The sequence below is a fragment of the Verrucomicrobiia bacterium genome (genome assembly GCA_035577545.1).
Taxonomy (GTDB): domain Bacteria; phylum Verrucomicrobiota; class Verrucomicrobiia; order Palsa-1439; family Palsa-1439; genus Palsa-1439.
Genome location: DATLVI010000041.1, coordinates 63,513 through 79,892 on the forward strand (window position 1 = coordinate 63,513; position 16,380 = coordinate 79,892).

The 16,380-nt window shown below is 60.0% G+C and carries 19 protein-coding genes; 8 read left to right on the forward strand and 11 right to left on the reverse strand.

Features of this window, described 5'->3' with window-relative positions; genetic code table 11:
• The 7 genes from VNL17_15110 to VNL17_15140 all read left to right on the forward strand — a co-directional run bounded on the left by VNL17_15110 (position 1) and on the right by VNL17_15140 (position 7,292).
• Entirely contained in the window at positions 1-1,611 is a 1,611-nt protein-coding gene (locus VNL17_15110; GenBank protein ID HXI85410.1) for an Rne/Rng family ribonuclease, read from the forward strand.
• Positions 1,608-2,846: a S41 family peptidase gene (locus VNL17_15115; GenBank protein ID HXI85411.1), complete on the forward strand. Its 1,239-nt coding sequence runs from the start codon at positions 1,608-1,610 to the stop codon at positions 2,844-2,846. Before VNL17_15110 ends, VNL17_15115 begins: the two co-directional genes overlap by 4 nt.
• Before the next feature lie 135 nt (positions 2,847-2,981).
• Positions 2,982-4,307 carry a tetratricopeptide repeat protein gene (locus VNL17_15120; GenBank protein HXI85412.1) on the forward strand — a complete coding sequence of 442 codons (1,326 nt, stop codon included), beginning with the start codon at positions 2,982-2,984 and terminating at the stop codon, positions 4,305-4,307.
• Positions 4,304-5,059 (forward strand): nickel pincer cofactor biosynthesis protein LarB, encoded by a 756-nt coding sequence (gene larB, locus VNL17_15125; GenBank protein HXI85413.1) that lies wholly within the window; start codon positions 4,304-4,306, stop codon positions 5,057-5,059. Before VNL17_15120 ends, larB begins: the two co-directional genes overlap by 4 nt.
• Positions 5,060-5,164: 105 nt before the next feature.
• Positions 5,165-6,388: a nickel pincer cofactor biosynthesis protein LarC gene (larC, locus tag VNL17_15130; protein ID HXI85414.1), complete on the forward strand. Its 1,224-nt coding sequence runs from the start codon at positions 5,165-5,167 to the stop codon at positions 6,386-6,388.
• Entirely contained in the window at positions 6,385-6,558 is a 174-nt protein-coding gene (locus VNL17_15135) for a Trm112 family protein (protein HXI85415.1), read from the forward strand. The genes larC and VNL17_15135 overlap by 4 nt, the downstream gene beginning before the upstream one ends.
• The gene (locus VNL17_15140) at positions 6,555-7,292 is read left to right on the forward strand and encodes a glycosyltransferase (protein ID HXI85416.1); all 738 of its coding nucleotides are present in this window, start codon (positions 6,555-6,557) and stop codon (positions 7,290-7,292) included. Before VNL17_15135 ends, VNL17_15140 begins: the two co-directional genes overlap by 4 nt.
• On the opposite strand, the gene VNL17_15145 is transcribed toward VNL17_15140, so the two are convergent.
• Together VNL17_15145 and VNL17_15150 are read right to left on the reverse strand one after the other, a co-directional pair.
• Complete coding sequence (locus VNL17_15145) at positions 7,289-7,546, reverse strand: PGPGW domain-containing protein (protein HXI85417.1); 258 nt, start codon at positions 7,544-7,546, stop codon at positions 7,289-7,291. The two genes, VNL17_15140 and VNL17_15145, sit on opposite strands and share 4 nt — an antisense overlap.
• On the reverse strand, positions 7,543-7,890 hold the full coding sequence (locus VNL17_15150; protein ID HXI85418.1) for a Rieske 2Fe-2S domain-containing protein: 348 nt from the start codon (positions 7,888-7,890) through the stop codon (positions 7,543-7,545). The genes VNL17_15145 and VNL17_15150 overlap by 4 nt, the downstream gene beginning before the upstream one ends.
• A gap of 139 nt (positions 7,891-8,029) precedes the next feature.
• On the opposite strand from VNL17_15150, the gene VNL17_15155 reads away from it, so the two are divergent.
• Positions 8,030-8,641 (forward strand): superoxide dismutase, encoded by a 612-nt coding sequence (locus VNL17_15155; GenBank protein HXI85419.1) that lies wholly within the window; start codon positions 8,030-8,032, stop codon positions 8,639-8,641.
• Between the two features lie 58 nt (positions 8,642-8,699).
• On the opposite strand, the gene VNL17_15160 is transcribed toward VNL17_15155, so the two are convergent.
• The 9 genes from VNL17_15160 to VNL17_15200 all read right to left on the reverse strand — a co-directional run bounded on the left by VNL17_15160 (position 8,700) and on the right by VNL17_15200 (position 16,358).
• Positions 8,700-8,927, reverse strand: a complete 228-nt coding sequence (locus VNL17_15160; GenBank protein HXI85420.1) for a KTSC domain-containing protein — start codon at positions 8,925-8,927, stop codon at positions 8,700-8,702.
• Between the two features lie 5 nt (positions 8,928-8,932).
• On the reverse strand, positions 8,933-9,964 hold the full coding sequence (locus VNL17_15165) for an efflux RND transporter periplasmic adaptor subunit (GenBank protein ID HXI85421.1): 1,032 nt from the start codon (positions 9,962-9,964) through the stop codon (positions 8,933-8,935).
• 2 nt (positions 9,965-9,966) lie between these two features.
• Positions 9,967-11,130 carry an ABC transporter permease gene (locus VNL17_15170; protein ID HXI85422.1) on the reverse strand — a complete coding sequence of 388 codons (1,164 nt, stop codon included), beginning with the start codon at positions 11,128-11,130 and terminating at the stop codon, positions 9,967-9,969.
• A gap of 3 nt (positions 11,131-11,133) precedes the next feature.
• Complete coding sequence (locus VNL17_15175; GenBank protein HXI85423.1) at positions 11,134-12,282, reverse strand: FtsX-like permease family protein; 1,149 nt, start codon at positions 12,280-12,282, stop codon at positions 11,134-11,136.
• A gap of 12 nt (positions 12,283-12,294) precedes the next feature.
• Complete coding sequence (locus tag VNL17_15180; protein ID HXI85424.1) at positions 12,295-13,005, reverse strand: ABC transporter ATP-binding protein; 711 nt, start codon at positions 13,003-13,005, stop codon at positions 12,295-12,297.
• Positions 13,006-13,064: 59 nt separating this feature from the next.
• Positions 13,065-13,958 carry a DMT family transporter gene (locus tag VNL17_15185; protein ID HXI85425.1) on the reverse strand — a complete coding sequence of 298 codons (894 nt, stop codon included), beginning with the start codon at positions 13,956-13,958 and terminating at the stop codon, positions 13,065-13,067.
• Between the two features lie 49 nt (positions 13,959-14,007).
• Entirely contained in the window at positions 14,008-14,406 is a 399-nt protein-coding gene (locus VNL17_15190) for a hypothetical protein (protein HXI85426.1), read from the reverse strand.
• A gap of 3 nt (positions 14,407-14,409) precedes the next feature.
• Complete coding sequence (locus tag VNL17_15195; protein ID HXI85427.1) at positions 14,410-14,874, reverse strand: hypothetical protein; 465 nt, start codon at positions 14,872-14,874, stop codon at positions 14,410-14,412.
• A gap of 218 nt (positions 14,875-15,092) precedes the next feature.
• Positions 15,093-16,358 (reverse strand): PEP-CTERM sorting domain-containing protein, encoded by a 1,266-nt coding sequence (locus VNL17_15200; protein ID HXI85428.1) that lies wholly within the window; start codon positions 16,356-16,358, stop codon positions 15,093-15,095.
• Positions 16,359-16,380: the final 22 nt, after the last annotated feature.

Below are 16,380 nucleotides of genomic sequence, written 5' to 3' on the forward strand. Positions count from 1 at the left end.
ATGGACGCAATCAAACAAATACTGAAAAAGGGCGAAGAACTGCTGACCGGTCGCCGCAAGAAACGCATCTTCAAGGAAATCATCGTCAACGCCGAGGCGCTGGAGAACCGCGTCGCCGTGCTGGAAGAGGGCCAGCTTGAGGAGTTCACCATCGAGCGCACGACCGAGTCGCGGATCGTCGCCAGCGTGTTCAAGGGGAAGATTCGGAACCTTGAGCCGGGACTGAAAGCAGCGTTCGTCGACATCGGATTCGAGAAGAACGCCTTTCTGCATTACTGGGACATCATTCCCGAGCAACTCGACCAGCGCGTCGATCTGCTTGAAACACCGGAAACCCAACGCGCCCAGCAGAAACCAAAAATCTCGCAAAAGGACATTCCACAACTGTATCCGCCGGGCTCCGAGGTCATCGTCCAGGTCGTCAAAGGACCCATCGGCACCAAGGGCCCGCGCATCACCACCAACATCAGCATCCCGGGCCGCTACCTCGTGCTGATGCCGTTCAACCCGCAGCGCGGTATCTCGCGCAAGATCGAGGATGACCGGGAGCGTAAGCGTCTGAAAACAATCCTGCAACGCCTTCGCATTCCCGAGGGCATGGGCGTCATCATCCGCACCGTCGGCGAGAATCAAAAGAAGCGCTACTTCATCCGCGACCTCGAATTGCTGCTGCAGACGTGGAAAGGGGTCGAGGACAAAATCAAAACACAGTCGGCGCCGTACTGCGTTTTTCAGGAACCCGACCTGGTCGAGCGTACCGTGCGGGATTTCCTCACCGAGGAAGTAGATCGCATCGTGGTGGACAACGAGCACGCGTATGAACGCATCCGCAACATGATTGGGCAGATCAGCCGTCGCTCCCGTGGCAAGGTCCGTCTCTACAACGAGCCCACGCCGATCTTCAGCCGGTTCAACGTCGAGAAACAAATCGAGAACGCCTTCCGCCGCCAGGTCTGGCTCAAATCGGGCGGCTACATCTGCATCGATGAAACCGAGGCGCTCGTGGCGGTCGACGTCAACACGGGCCGTCACAAATCGCAGAAGGACCTGGACACGACGATTCTCCAAACCAATCTCGAGGCCGCGGAGGAAATCTGCCGCCAGCTTCGCCTCCGCAACATCGGCGGCCTCATTGTCATCGACTTCATCGACATGCGACATCGCAATGACCAGCAGAAGGTCACACAAAAAGTGCGCGAGGGCGTCCGTCGCGACAAGGCCAAGACCCGCATCCTCAACATCTCGCAGCTCGGCCTCATGGAGATGACCCGCCAGCGCCACAGCGAAAGCATGGCCAGCGCGGTGTACGAGGATTGCCCCTACTGCAAAGGCAAAGGCATGGTCAAAAGCGCGCTGTCGATGTCGGTTGAAATTCAACGCAAGGTCTCCGAACTCCTCCGCAAGCTGCGCGAGCAGGGCAAACACGAGCAACCGCAACTCCGCATCTTCGTCCACCCGGAAGTGCTCAACCGTCTCCGCACCGAGGACGAAACGGTGCTTATCGAGTTGGAAAAGAAGCTCAGCGGCAAACTCAGCTTCCGCGCCGACCCAACCTTCCATTTCGAGCAGTTCAAAATTGCCGACGCCATCAGCGGCCAGGAACTTGCGTGAAGCTCTTGCGGAATCGTGCGGCAGGGGCGCGGCTTGCCGTGCCCCTGCTGGCTTGCGCGTTGCTCGTGGCCGCGCTTGCCTGTGCCGGCGAGGAGCCGCGCGTCCTGACGCCCACGCCATCTTCCTTCGAGACACTGTCGCGTTTCACAGAGTTGTTGGAGCTGTTGCAGAAGACCTATGCTCAACCCTCGCGCATTAACACGGCCCGTAGCACCACCGCCGCGCTGCGCGGATTCGTCCGCTCCATCGATCCGGAAGCGGATTTGCTCACACCCGAGGAGGCCGCGGTAACAAATGAACTCGCCGATACCGCTGCCGCCATCGGACTCAGCTTCGCCATCCGCGACGATTTCCCCACGGTTATTTCGCCGCGCGACGGCAGTCCGGCGGAAAACGGCGGCCTGCTCGGCGGCGACCAGCTCATCGCCATCAGTGATGTCCCCACCGCTCACGCGCGACGTATCGACGTGGACCGTCTGTTGGGCGGTCCGAGGGATTTCCCAGTGACCTTCCGCGTTCTCGATCCGCGTACCGGGGCTGTTCGAGACCTCCGCCTGCGCCGTACCGCACCGGGTCCGTCTCCCCAGACCGCCCTGCGTTACCTCGACCGGGGCGTCGCGTACTATCGGGTACCTGAATTCACGCAAGGTGTTGTTGAAAACCTCCGTGCCGCCATGATCCTCGCCAAAAGCCAGGGTGCGGCGGGCATCATTCTCGATCTGCGCAACAACGCCGGCGGCGCGTTCGGGGCCGCGCAGGTGGCCGCGTCCTTCTTCCTCTCCAGAGGCACAGAGCTCATCGCGCTGGAGTATGGAAGCCCGGGGCTGCACACCACCTTCGTCAGTGACGAAAGCCTCAACGTCACCGCGCCGCTGATCTTGCTCGTCAATGGCGGCACTGCCGCCGAGGCGGAGGTTTTTGCCGGGGCATTGCAGGACAACAAACGCGCCCGCATCGTCGGCAGCCAGACTTTTGGCCGGGGATTTCTCAATGCCTCCGCGGCGCTGTCGGATGGCTCCGTGCTGATCATGCCCACTGCGTACTACATGCGGCCCTCGAAGCATGTTCTTCAGGAAAAGGGGCTGACACCGGATTTCATCGTCGAGTTGAAGCGCGAAACCGAACGCTCCTTGGCCCGCTCTGGCTTCGGCACCTTCGATTGGAAAACCGACCGCCGCGAAGTCCTCGCCACCGACCTGCCCCTCGCCAAAGCTGTGTCGCTGCTGACCCGCTAGGCAGAGGTCGATGAATTTGGACTTGCACCTTCCTTGGTGTTCTTCGTGCCTTCGTGGTGAGGTAAAAACGCCCGCCCCACCTGCCCCGTTTAACACAGTTGCGGTGTTTCGGCTCGGTCTGCTAGCATGCGCAGCATGAATCTCCGTCTGCGAATCGCCACGGTACTGGCGCTGGTGCTCATGGCTTTCCCAGCGCACGCCGAGATCGCCACCCTGAAAAAACTCACCGCGCAAGCGAACGACCTTTACCGACAGGCAAAGTATGCCGACGCCGTCCGCGTCGGGCAGGACGCGCTGAAAATCGCCGAGAAATTGTTTGGCCCTTCGCATCGCGAAGTGGCCACCGCGCTGAGCAACCTCGCGGAGTACCAGCGCGCGCAGGGTAATTACCCGGAAGCCGAAAGTTTATTGAAACGAGCGCTGGCGATGGACCAGAAGCTACTGGGCTACGACCATCAGGACGTCGCCGTTGACCTCAACAACCTCGCCCTGGTCTCCGACAACCTGGGGCGCTACGCCGACGCGGAACAATTGTACAAACAGGCGCTCACCATCGACGAGAAGGCCCTCGGCACGAATCACCTTGGCGTGGCAACCGACCTTAACAATCTCGCCGGGGTGTACCGCGCGGAAGGTAAACTCACCGAGGCCGAGCCGCTGTACCAGCGTGCGCTCACGATTTGCGAGCAGTCGCCCGGCCAGCCTGGCACTGCCATCGCCACAACGCTGAACAACCTCGCCGCGTTGGCGGCCGCTCAGGACCGGAACGCTGAGGCCGAAACGTTGCTGACCCGGGCGTTGGACATCTGGCGGAAGACCGTACCGCCGGATCATCCCAGCCTCGCGGCAACCTGGCGCGCGCTCGGTTCCGTGCAGACTGCCTTGCGCAAGTACACGGAAGCGGAAGCTTCCTACACGCAGGCGGTCGCCATCGGCGAGAAGAACAGCGGCAAGAAAAACCCGCAACTGGCGAAGGACCTCAGCAGCCTGGGACTTGTGCTCTATCTCGAGAAGAAATACGCCGCCGCGGAATCACCGCTTAAACGCGCGCTTGAACGCGACGAGGCAAACTACGGCAAGGTGCACCTTACCGTTGCCTCCAGTCTTAATAACCTTGCGGAGGTCTATCGCATCCAGGGCAAAAACGCAATGGCCGAGCCGCTGTACCGGCGGGCGTTGCAGATCGATGAGAAGCTCCTCGGTCCGGGCCACGTCGATGTCGGGACTGATCTCAACAATCTCGGTACGCTTTACTCTTCGGAGGACCGCCGTGCCGAAGCGGCCCCCCTGTTAAAACGCGCGCTCGCCATCAAGGAAACCGCCCTCGGCCACAACGATCCGCAATTGCTGCCGATCCTCGACAACTACGCCATCGTCCTTCGCGCGCTGAATCGCATCCCAGAAGCCGAGTCGATGGAAGCCCGCGCGAAAGAACTTCGGGCGGAGTCCGCCACGCCATGAATGAAGTGAGGCTCAGGAAATTGCTCGACGACGTGCGCGCCGGTCGCGTGCCCCCCGGTACCGCGCTCAAACGATTGAAGTCCCTCTCGACTCACAACCTCGATTTTGCGCGCGTGGACGGACATCGCGCCCTCCGTAAAGGTTTCCCTGAGGTAATCTACTGCGAAGGCAAGACACCAGTGCAGGTCGTGAAGATCGCGCGGGCCATCTTGCGCCACAACGACAATCTGCTGGCCACGCGGGCGTCGAAGGAAACCTTTCGCGCCCTGAAACGCGCCTTCCCGAAGGCGAAGTATCACGAAGCCTCCCGCGTAGTGACCGTCGTGCGCAAGCCGTTGCCGAAACGTGGCGGCACGATTGCCGTGCTCTGCGCCGGCACAACCGATATTCCCGTTGCCGAGGAAGCCGTCGTAACCGCCGACATCATGGGCCATCGCGTGAAGCGCTACTACGACGTCGGCGTGGCCGGTCTCCACCGCCTCCTCGCGTTGAACGAGGAGCTTCTCGAAGCCAACGTCTTGATCGTCGTCGCCGGTATGGAAGGCGCCCTGCCCAGCGTCGTCGGCGGTCTTATGGACAAGCCCGTCATCGCCGTGCCCACCTCCGTCGGTTACGGCGCCAGTTTCGGCGGTCTCGCCGCCCTGCTCGCCATGCTCAATTCCTGCGCCAGCGGCGTCACCGTCGTCAACATCAACAACGGCTTCGGCGCCGGCTACGCTGCGAGTTTGATGAACCAACTGGCGAACAAATGAACAATCCAGCCTGTCATTCTGAGCAAAGCGAAGAATCTCTCTTATCTGGGAAGCCACACTCACGACAGGGACCCTTCGCTTCGCACAAGGTGACGGATTAAGAAAATGAAACTCCTCTACCTCGATTGTTTTGCGGGGATCAGCGGCGATATGTTTCTCGGCGCGCTGCTGGATCTGGGTGTGTCGGAGGACGCGTTGCGGACCGAGTTGGAGAAGCTTCACCTGCGCGAGTATCGAATCTCTTCGCAGCGTGTGACCAAGCAGAACATTTCGGCTACCAAATTTGATGTCACAGTGTTCGAGGATGCGGTGGCTCACTCGCCTTCACCGATGCTCCATGCGGCAATTCACGAGCATCGCGGGTACACCGAGATTGCGGCGATGATTGAGAAAAGCGGACTATCACAACGCGTGAAAGATCGCGCCTTGCACGTGTTTCGGCGCATCGGCGAGGCGGAAGCGAAGATCCATGGGATTCCGCTGGAGAAGATCCACTTCCATGAAATCAGCGCGGTGGATTCCATCGTGGACATCGTGGGCGCCTGTATCGCGGTCGAATTGCTCGGTGTGGACGAGATCCATGCATCCCCGCCGCGGCTTGGTTCGGGTTTTGTGGAAACAGCGCATGGACGCTTCCCCGTTCCCGCACCCGCGACGCTGGAGTTGCTGAAAGGCATTCCCGTCCAGCCGTCCAATGAATCGTTTGAACTGGTCACGCCGACGGGCGCGGCATTGCTGGCGGAATTTTGCGCCCGGTTCGGTCCGCTGCCGGCGATGAGCGTCGAGAAGATCGGCTACGGTGCGGGCACGCGCGATCTCGAGAAGACGCCCAATGTGTTGCGCGCGGTTTTGGGTGAAGCCAGTGCGGCGGCGAGCGCGACGGAAGAAACAGACGCGATCACCGTCATCGAAACGAACATCGATGATATGAATCCGCAACTGTTCGGTGATGTGATGGAGCGGCTGCTGACGGCGGGCGCGCTGGACGTTTTTCTGACGCCGGTGCAAATGAAGAAAAACCGGCCCGGCACCATGCTGACCGTTCTTTGCGAGAGCAAGGCCGTGGACACTCTGGCGGATTTGGTATTGACGCATACGACAAGTTTCGGTGTGCGCATACACGAAGCGCAGCGGCGCAAGCTGGCCCGCGAGATCGTGACGGTGAAGACCAAATTCGGCGAGATTGAGGTGAAAGTCGGACGACTTCGTGGCAAAATAGTCACGCGGTCGCCTGAATTTGAATCGTGCAAGCAGGCCGCGGCAAAATTTACTGTGAGCGTCAAAGAAGTTTACAACGAAGCCACGCGCGTGGCGGAGGAGATAGCATGATCGACAAAGAGTTGCTCGAAATCCTGGCCTGCCCCAAATGCAAGGCCGAGGTAAAACTCGAAGGCGAGAAAATCATCTGCACCAATCCACAGTGCGGCCTGCGTTACCCGATCCGCGACGGCATCCCCGTAATGCTCATCGACGAGGCTGAGAAACCGCCGGGCAAATGAGCGAGCCGACGCTCTCCGTGATCGTTCCGGCGTGGAACGAGGAGAAATACATCGGGCGCGCCATCGACTCGTTGAGGCACGCGGCGCAGGTGTATGAGCGCGAGCGCGGGTGCACAGCGGAAATCATCGCGGTCGATAATAACAGCCGGGACCGCACGGGGGACGTGGCGCGCGAGCACGGCGCGCGGGTGGTCGTCGAGCCAATCAACAACATCGGCAAGGCGCGCAACGCGGGCGTGAAAGCCGCGCGCGGCAAATATATCGCCTTTTGCGACGCCGACAACCAGGTCACCGAGAACCTGCTGGTCCTGATTCACGACCACCTCGAAGACCCCAAGATCGCCGGTGGGGGCACATGGATCGAGCCCGAGCGTCGCAACTTCAAGATCAGCTTTTTCTACTTCCTCTGGGGCATCTACGTCCGCGGCAGCGGCGTCGGCGTGGGAATGATGCACTGCCGCAAAGCGGATTTTGACTCGTTCGGCGGGTTCGACGAGACCATCTACGCCGCCGAGGATGTGCAACTCGCCTACGACCTGAAAAAGATCGGCGCGCCGCGCAGACAGAAGTTTGAGTTGATCACAAAAGGCTGGATCATCACCTCCACACGCAAAATCGACCAGACGCCGCTGTTCACCATGATAGCCAAGCTGCTCGGATTCACCTTTGGCCTGCAGAAGAAAATCCGCAGCAAGCAGTACTGCGAACACTGGTACGACAAGGCCGCCCGTTAAACTTTCTTGACCGGTGGCCCGCTGGGGGATTGGCCCCGCAATTTCTTCATGACCGCGTCCCCCTTCGCCTTCATATAAGTCTTTGCCCGATGGGCCCAGACAAAATCCACTGCCAGAACACTCAACCCCAGAAAGATCAATAGGATCCCCGGCCCCGGCACACCGGGAACCATCAGTACCAATCCGATCACCAGCAACAGGATGCCGCTGGTGATCCGTAAGACCCTTTTCGTGTGATGTATCAGCCAGTTCATTCTTTCCAGTCCAGGTAAATCATGCCCGCGTCCACCACCAGCGGCAGGCGTTCCAGGGACTTCCCCTGCCCCGGTCCGCCAACGCATTTGCCTGCCCTTGGGTCATACACTGATCCATGGGTCTTGCACACAAAAAGATTTCCGTCACCGGTGAAAAAATCGTTGTCGTCGAGGTCCAAGGTGATCGGCAGGTGCACGCACCGATTCACGAACCCGACCAGCTCACCGCGGAAATTCGCCAGGAATGCCTCCGTCTTCCGTCCGTTGGCGTCGAAGGTAAACTTCTTCGTCGCGCCGGGTGGCAATTCCTCCACGCGTGCCAGTAAAATCCTGCGGCTGTTCACAACCGTCACCTTAGACTGCGCGACCGGCTTTGACAAATCATTGCGGAGGCGATTTGACACGTCCTCTCCCACGCGCTACGATGCAGTGGCGTTGGCGTTTCTCAAGAATTGAACTGAAATTCACGAAAGGAATCCGATCATGGCGCATGAACTACCGAAATTGCCTTATTCATACGACGCACTCGAACCGCACATCGATGCGCGCACGATGGAAATCCATTACACGAAGCATCATCAAGCTTATGTCACGAACCTGAATGCCGCCCTCGACAAGCACGCCGATCTGCACGGCAAGAGTCTCGAAGACCTGCTGCGCGGTATCAGCAGCGTGCCGGAAGACATCCGCGGCGCCGTGCGCAACAACGGCGGCGGCCATCACAACCACAGCCTCTTCTGGACGATCATGAAGAAAGGTGGCGGCGGTGAACCTGCGGGCGCACTCGCCGACGCGATCAAGGGAGCGTTTGGCGAGTTCGCCAAGTTCAAGGAGACGATCACCGGCAACGGCATGACGCGCTTCGGCAGCGGTTGGTCATGGCTGGTCGTAAGCAAGGACAAGAAACTGAAAGCGTACTCGACAGCGAACCAGGACAGCCCTCTCATGGAAGGCGATGTCCCGATCCTCGGCGTGGACGTGTGGGAGCACGCGTACTACCTGAAGTACCAGAACCTCCGCAAGAACTACCTCGACGCGTGGTGGAACGTCGTCAACTGGGACGAAGTCGCCGCGCGGTTCGATAAGGTGAAATAGGCATCAGATTCGACAGCAACAAACGCAAGGGCGACCCATGAGGGTCGCCTTTGTCATTTCAATCACGACCGATCTTCTCCCAGGCGTACTTGCCCTTAATGTGTTGGAGAAAGAATTTGCCGGGGGACGGCGTGCGCGCGAGCTCTTCCCACACATTCTTGGGAACGGAGAAATACCGGTAAATGCCCGTGGCCTTGAACTCGATCTCGAGTGTTTCTGTCGTGCCGTCGTAGCCGATGGAAGCGATGTCGCTTGAATTGACTGGTTGTCGCTGGATCTCAGCCATGGGAATCAGTCCGCAAGAAAATCCACTTTCGCCGTCAATTCCGGGGTCAGGAAGCGGTTGGGGTTTTCGACCTGCACTTTGACCTGCAGTGTGCCCTTCGAGCGATTTGCCTCCGGCGCGATCTCCGCGACGTAACCGTCGTATTTCTTGTCGGGATACGCCTCAGGGCTGATGCGGCAGCGCTGCTTCATGTGCACTTTCGGTGTGTCGGCTTCGTTCAGGTCGATCTCGACCTGCAAATCCGTCAGGTCAGCCATCGCCAGGAACGCCGTGCTCGGACCATTCCCGCCACCGAAGCTTTGCGGGACCACGAGTTCATTCGGGTTCACGAGCTTCGCCAGGATCGTCCCGTTGATCGGCGCATGGATCGTGCACCAATCCAGGTAGGTTTGCGCCAGCGCGAGCTGTCCGCGCGCCATCTTCACCTCGGCTATTCCGCCGTCGCGCACGCGTAGCGCATCGTCCAGGGCGCGAGCGCTATCCACATCATGGTGCGACAACTCGATCTGCCGTTTCAGATTCACTTCAGCATTGGTCAAATTCGCTTCCGCCAACGCGAGGCGGCCTTCGGTCTCCATCACCCGGGCGCGATACTCGTCATCCTCGAGCAACACGATCACGTCGCCCTTCTTCACTTCGTCGCCCTTTTTTACGCCGATCCACTTAACCGTTCCCATGAACTTCGGGCTGATCGCAACGCGTTCGCGCGGGATGACGTACCCGCTTACCGTCAGCACGGGATCGCCAACTTTGACCGGCGTCGCGGAAGTCGAGGCCATTCCGGTCGTAGCTGCTGTTGCTGCACCGGCGGCGGTTGCCGTCGCGCCGGAGGATCCTTTCGAAGCAACGGAATCCCGATCACCTTTGCGCATCGCCAGGAAAATTACCACTGCGCCGAATAGTACCAGAGCCACAATCACCAGCATGATCTTCGGCCCACCGCGGCGGCGGGTCTTTTTTTCAGCGTCGATGCGCAGTCTCGACAACGGTTCGTTGGACGCTTCGCTCATGTTTCCGATTGCTTCATCCTTCATCATCGTCAGACCGCGCGCAGTGCGTCAAGCACGGGTTTTCGCGCAGCAAGGCGCGCTGGTAGCAGCCCGCCGAGCACGCCCATCACCAAGGCAAACGCGATCCCCTTGGCCATCATCAGCGGTGTGACGCGAAACTGAAACGCCACCTCCGCAAACGTCGTCTGGCTGAACGTCCCCGATGACAGGAGGTTGAGCGGCAGTGAAATCACGCAGCCCACCACGCCTCCCAGCAACGCCAGCACGACCGACTCCAGCAGGAACGACACGTAAATCTGGCTTCGCCGGAAACCAAGCACACGCAACGTCCCGATCTCGCGCGTGCGTGCGCCAACCGCCGCGTACATCGTGTTCATCGCCGCGAACGCCGCGCCGATGCTCATGATGACCGCCAGAAACGAAGCGAGGAATCGAAACAGCTCGGCTGACTGCGTTTGCTCGCGGTAGTAGTCAGTCTCGGACACAACCTTGAGGGTCAGCAGCTTGTCCGTCAGGATGCGTTGTTTCACCTGTTCCGCGGTCGCGCTATCGACGGGACGAAGCAACACAGAGCCATAAAAATCGCGCTTGAACGATGAGCGGGCTTCATCCACATCGACCCAGATCTCCGATTCGTAGGCGGTCCGCTGTGCGTCGAAAACCCCGACAACATGCCACGTGATCCGACCCGATTGGAAACTGTCGCCAACGCGGCAATGGGCAAAGCGATCGGCGATACGGCGACTCACGAGACATTCGTGTAATCCCGGTTGCAGCATCCGGCCCTCGGTGATTTTGATTTGCGGACGTAATTCCATCGCCACGTCGCTGACGCCGCGCACCAGCACGTTGGCGCTGCCGCTGCCGTTGATTCGATCCAGCAGGATCAGCACGATCATCTCCGCCGAGGCCAGCGGTTCGTCGCGGTCGTTGCGGGCGATGCCGTCGAGGTACTTGACGCGCCGCGCCTCGTCGCGACTGATCTGGCTGCTGGATTCGGCGGTCGATCCCTTGCGCAAGATGATCAGGTTGCGTTCGTCACCCGTGTTGATGTAGGTGGATTCGATCCCATGCGCGAGCGCGCGGACGAGGATGAACACCAGGACGACCAGCGCGATGCCGAGCATCGTGGCGAGCGTCGAGTGCCAGCGCACGCGCAAACTGCGAAGATTGTATCGGAGCGGGATCGCCATGACTTAGTCCAGTTCCTGCAATCCTTCCACCACGGACATTTTGTGGCTGGTGTAGGCCGGCGCCAGGCTGCTGACCAATCCCAAGGTAGCGGCGACGACCAGGCCGAGCGCCAGCGTATCGGCGGTCACCGGGAAAAACGGCATATTCCCGTGGGACAACTTGTAGATATCGACGTGCGAAAATAGAAACTTCGTGCCGAAACATCCAATCAAGCCGCCGGCCATCGCGAGGCCGAACGACTCCGCCAGAATCAGGCCGAAGATGTCCAGCGCGTTGAAACCGAGCGCCTTGAGGATGGCGATCTCCCGGGACCGTTCGCGGATGGCCATGCTCATGGTACTGGCCGTCACGAGCAACATCGTGAAGACGATCACGGTGGAGATCGCCCCGAGAAACAGTTTCACGTTGCCCAACATCGAGATGAACGTAAGTTGGAAGGACCGCTCGGTTTCGGTTTTCGTCTCCGCGTCGGAGTTGCGGAAGGCGGCGTCGATGCGGGCCATCAAATCCGGGATCACGTCCGCGTTCGCCGCCTTGATCCAGAAGGTGCCGACCAGGCCGCGGTCGTTCATCAACTCATTAAAGTAATCGTGATGGAAGAACATGATCGTCTCGTCCACCCCGCTGGCGTGATAGACACCGCGAATGGTCAACTCGGGATTGCACGGCCAAATCGTACCCTGCAATGTGACTTTGTCCCCGATTTTCCAGCCGAACCGTTCCATCAACTTCGCGCCGACGACGCAAGACGATTTCTCCCGGTTGAAATCGGCTTGCTGCTCTGGCGTGACCACCATCTCGGAGAAGATCTTAAAAATCCGGTCCGAGTCCACCGCAAACTGCCCGAAATTGCTAAAGCTGGGATCCTTGTAGATGCCGCCGAACCAGGTGAACTTCGAGCAATACTGCACGCCCGGCATACGCTCGATGCGGAGTTGGTATCTCTCGGGCAGCACATTTGCCAGCGAGACACGGTGGCGGGTCACGATTCGGAACGCTGCCTGGTCCGTTGTCGGCGGCTTCGTCATCAGGTGCAAGGCGGTCTGCAATGTTGTAAACAGAAACAGCGAGACCGCAACGCTCAGTACTGTAAGCGCCAGCCGTCGCTTGTTGCGAAATGCATTTCGGGCAATGAAACCGGAGATCGTCACGGTGCAGACCTTCTATTTTGCAAATCCCATCGAGAGGTTGCGCTGCGCTTGTCCCTCTTCGTTGAGGAGTTCTCCCTTTTCCAAATGCACGACGCGGCGCGCGTAGGCGGCGGCCTTGGGATCGTGGGTCACCATGATGACCGTCTTGCCCGCCTCCCGATTGAGTCGCTGGAGCAGTCCCAATACATCCGCCGCGGCGTGGGCGTCGAGGTTGCCGGTTGGTTCATCCGCTACCAGCAGCGTGGGATCCGTCACGAGTGCGCGCGCGATGGCGACCCGTTGCTCCTGGCCGCCCGACAACTGCCGCGGCAAATGTTTCATGCGGTCAGCCAGGCCGACCAATTCCAAGGCGGCCGCGACGTGCTCGCGGCGTTCGCCGGCGCCGAGCGCGGTCAGCAATAGCGGTAGTTCCACGTTTTCAAACGCGGTCAACACGGGAATGAGATTGAATGTCTGGAAGACGAAACCGACATGTGTGTTGCGCCAGTCGGCCAAGTCGGTTTCACTGAGCTCGGCCACGTTGGTCCCCTGCACGAGGCACTGGCCGCTGGTCGGACGGTCGATCCCCGCCAGAATGTGCAGCAGGGTGCTCTTGCCCGAACCGCTCGGGCCCATCAATGCCAGGAATTCGCCCGCCGCAATGTCGAGGCCGACGTGGTCGAGCGCCACGACCTCGATCTCGCCATGCCCGTACACCTTCGTCAGGTCACGAATCTGAACCATCGGTTCCTGCATCTTGGCGGGATTTTAGCACAAGCCCGCTGAAATTGCCGCGCCAAGTTTTAGTGAACGAGGGTCAACGCGATCACGCCGGCTACCGCGATGATGCCACCGATGACGGATCGTATACCGGGGCGGTCGCCCTCGAACCGCCACGCAAACGGAATCACCGCCAACGGCAGCGTGGCGACGATGGGCAATACGATTCCGCTCGGTGTTGTTGACAAAGCCCATTGATAACAACCCACCCCGAGGACCGGGCCGCCCAGCGTGTTCACCAGCACCCACGGCCAGGCTTTGCTCCATTCTGTGCGGCCACCGGTGGCTCCCTGCCGACCACGACCACGCACCCAGACAAAGTAAACAGCCGCGACGCCGATACCGCCAAGAATGCGTTGATACGCTGCTGTGCCACCGTCGATGCTTTGGCCCGCGTGGTCTGCCAACTGAAACGCCTTGCGGCTTAGCACGGCGCCCCCGCCCTGCCCGATGGCCGCGAGCACGCCGAAGATCGTTCCGCCGAAGAGATTCTTGCGGTCGAGATGGAAATGGTTTCCCGGCGCGAGTGCTACAGCAACGCCGGCCAGAATGACCAGACCCGCGATGCTCTGCGCAACACTCAGCGTCGTCCCGAGCCAGAGCCATTCGACCAACGCGCCGATGGGCGCGGCGAGGCATTGCATGAGCAGCAGCGTGAGGCGCGAGCCGATGCGCGGCAGCGCCTCATACAAGGCAAGGTCGCCCAACCCGAAGCCGATGAAGCCGCTGAAAACAAAGAACCAGAGTCCCGCGCCGCCGAGTCCCTTCCCGAATCCGTACGCCCAGAACGCGAGCAGAATTGTAGCGAGGCACAGACGCGCGAGATTGGCGACGGCGCTACCCAGGTAGCGGGTGGACCGCGTCGCGCAAACGACGGAAACAGACCAGAGGAGAGTCGTGAGCAACGCCGGCAACATGGTGCAAAGGAGATAACAGACGCACGCGCCCGAAACAAGCGCAGCCTTCCTACTTCGAGATGCTGATGTACGAAGGTTGTTTGTGGACGTGCTCGACCGTGATCCGGAGTCCGTACTTCTGCGCCAGCAGCCACAAGGCCTGGCGGCGCGTGACGTCATTGACATGCAACGTGATCTTCAGCGATTCGACAGGTGCGTCCGCGCGGGCAATCGCCATCTTCATTCCCGAAAAGGCATCGGTCAACGGCAGATTCATGACACGCACCTCCGCGAAATTAACGTTCAGGCGCGTATCGAGCCACTGGTTCAGTGAACCGTCCGACGACGCCAGAAACCCCCGGGGCGGCGACATTGTCGTCGCGCAAGAGATCGCCAGCGAGATTACGAAAAGCAGCAGCGCGGACCGCAGGGGTCGCATTCGTTTGGCGTTATCGAGAGTGCTGGTCATGGTTCAATGCACCTGTAAAGGCGGCTCGTTGAGCTGGCGTTTCAACTCTTCTTCGCCGGCCGGGGTTAGCGGTCGGATTTGCCGCTCGTTAATGTGCGCCTTCTTCGTGGTTTGATCCGCCTGCTTCCTGGCTACATCACTCGTCATATCAATTGAGGCGCGCCGGGTGGTGAAATTCGCCTTGGGCAGGGTCGGCCTGGAAATCGTGGACATTTCCAGGGTGTTGAATTCCGTTTTCTTCTGGTCGAGATCGTGAAATTTGAGGTTGCCCTTCGAGAGCGGCGAGCCGCCGGGCAGAACGCTCGTCGGCTGCGAGAGCGAATTAAACTGCACTTCGCCGAAGTCGACCGTCTTGTTGCTCACATCCGCCTGTTTGGTGGGGTCGACCGGCTTCACGATTTGCGCGCGAGCCGGCGTGGAAAGCAACGCCGCGAGAATTGCTGCTAGTACTGTAAGGCCGAGCTTCATGACTGAGATTCGTGAAAGCGCATCAGCGCGATTTCAAGAATACCAAGATTGCATGCCGCAAGCAAGCCGAAGTAACCGGCCGCGATGGGGAGCTGCCTGCACGCAGGGGGATTCTTTTCATCCGCGCCGCCCCTTTCGGTGGCCTGCCGATAACAAGCCAAGAAGTACAGTCGCAGGTGGAACTCACCCGCGACTGTTGGAAGTACTGTGCATCTAATTCACGACCACCGGCGTTGACGTGATCGCCTGGACAGCGAGAACCCGATCGCCCCCAGACCCAGCGCCGACAACACGATGGTGGACGGTTCTGGAACCGTCGCCAACTCGATGCGGAAACTGTTGAGGCTGCCGCCGCCCTTGTTCAGCATGTTGCCGTTCGTGTCGAAGACGTACTGGTCCGTCTCGTTGGTCACCGAGTTACCGCCCTGATTGGGATCCTGAATGATGTTTACCACGTAGCGGTACGGCGCGCCGTTTGTGTAGAGCGTGGTCACGCCGGTGACAAACACGCAGTGACCACCGCCGCCGGCCCAACTGACGCCGATCTCGACGTCTCCCGTTGAGTTCAGCGCGCTAATCACCTGGCCGAAGTTCGTCGTGACCACGGTGGGCGCGATCGCCAGCCCGTTCGTCGCGAAGTACAAATTCTTGCCGGACACGAAGTTGGCAACCGCGGTGCCGCCGCCATTGGTGCTGGCCGGTCCAGTGAAACTGTTCATGTAGTTCGTCAAAGTCCCGTACACCTGCTGCGCATTCTGGGTGACATTGAGAGAGGGATACATCTGCTGCAGATACTTGATCGAACGCGCGGCGGCCCCGGGCGCGCAACCATTGAGTTGCTCTGTCACCACAGCGATGTTCGTCTGGGAAGTCCGAATGGCCCCGTTGCTAATGCTGAGGCTGCTAAGGGCACTGGCGACGGAGGCCGCCATGCCAACCGTATTTTGTGCGAACTGGCTCGCTGGGCTGCCTTCCAGCCCCGGGCTGGTCGTCGTTCCCTCGACCTTGGTCAGGCCAGCCACGCCGGCGCTCGTGAGCGACCCGCTGGGTTGGAGTGATAACGGCGCAGCCGTGAGGGTGAGAGAGTAAGACAGGCTGCCTACAGCAATGCCATCCGTTTGGCCGAGATTGAAATCATACGTGAACGGCAGATCGCCATCAAGATCACCGGCGCTGTTGAACACCACCGGCATATTCTCCACCGCCCAGTTATTGTTGGCCCCGCCGGGCACCGACGTAACGATGTTCACCCAGCCCGCGTACCCGGATCCGAACGGTGCCAGCGAGCCGGCATCGGCTATGGAGAAATCCACACTGGCCTGCCCCCACTGGGAGAATTGGTCCTGGTACCCTCCGATACCATCGCCCCAGGAAATCTGGTCGAACGTTGTGGTCGCAGCGCGGGCTGGCGTAGCGGTCAGCGCTAGCGAAAGAACAACGACACTGACAAAGACGAAAACCGAATAGCGATTAATGTGACTCATGGCCAACGATCCCCCATAAAGT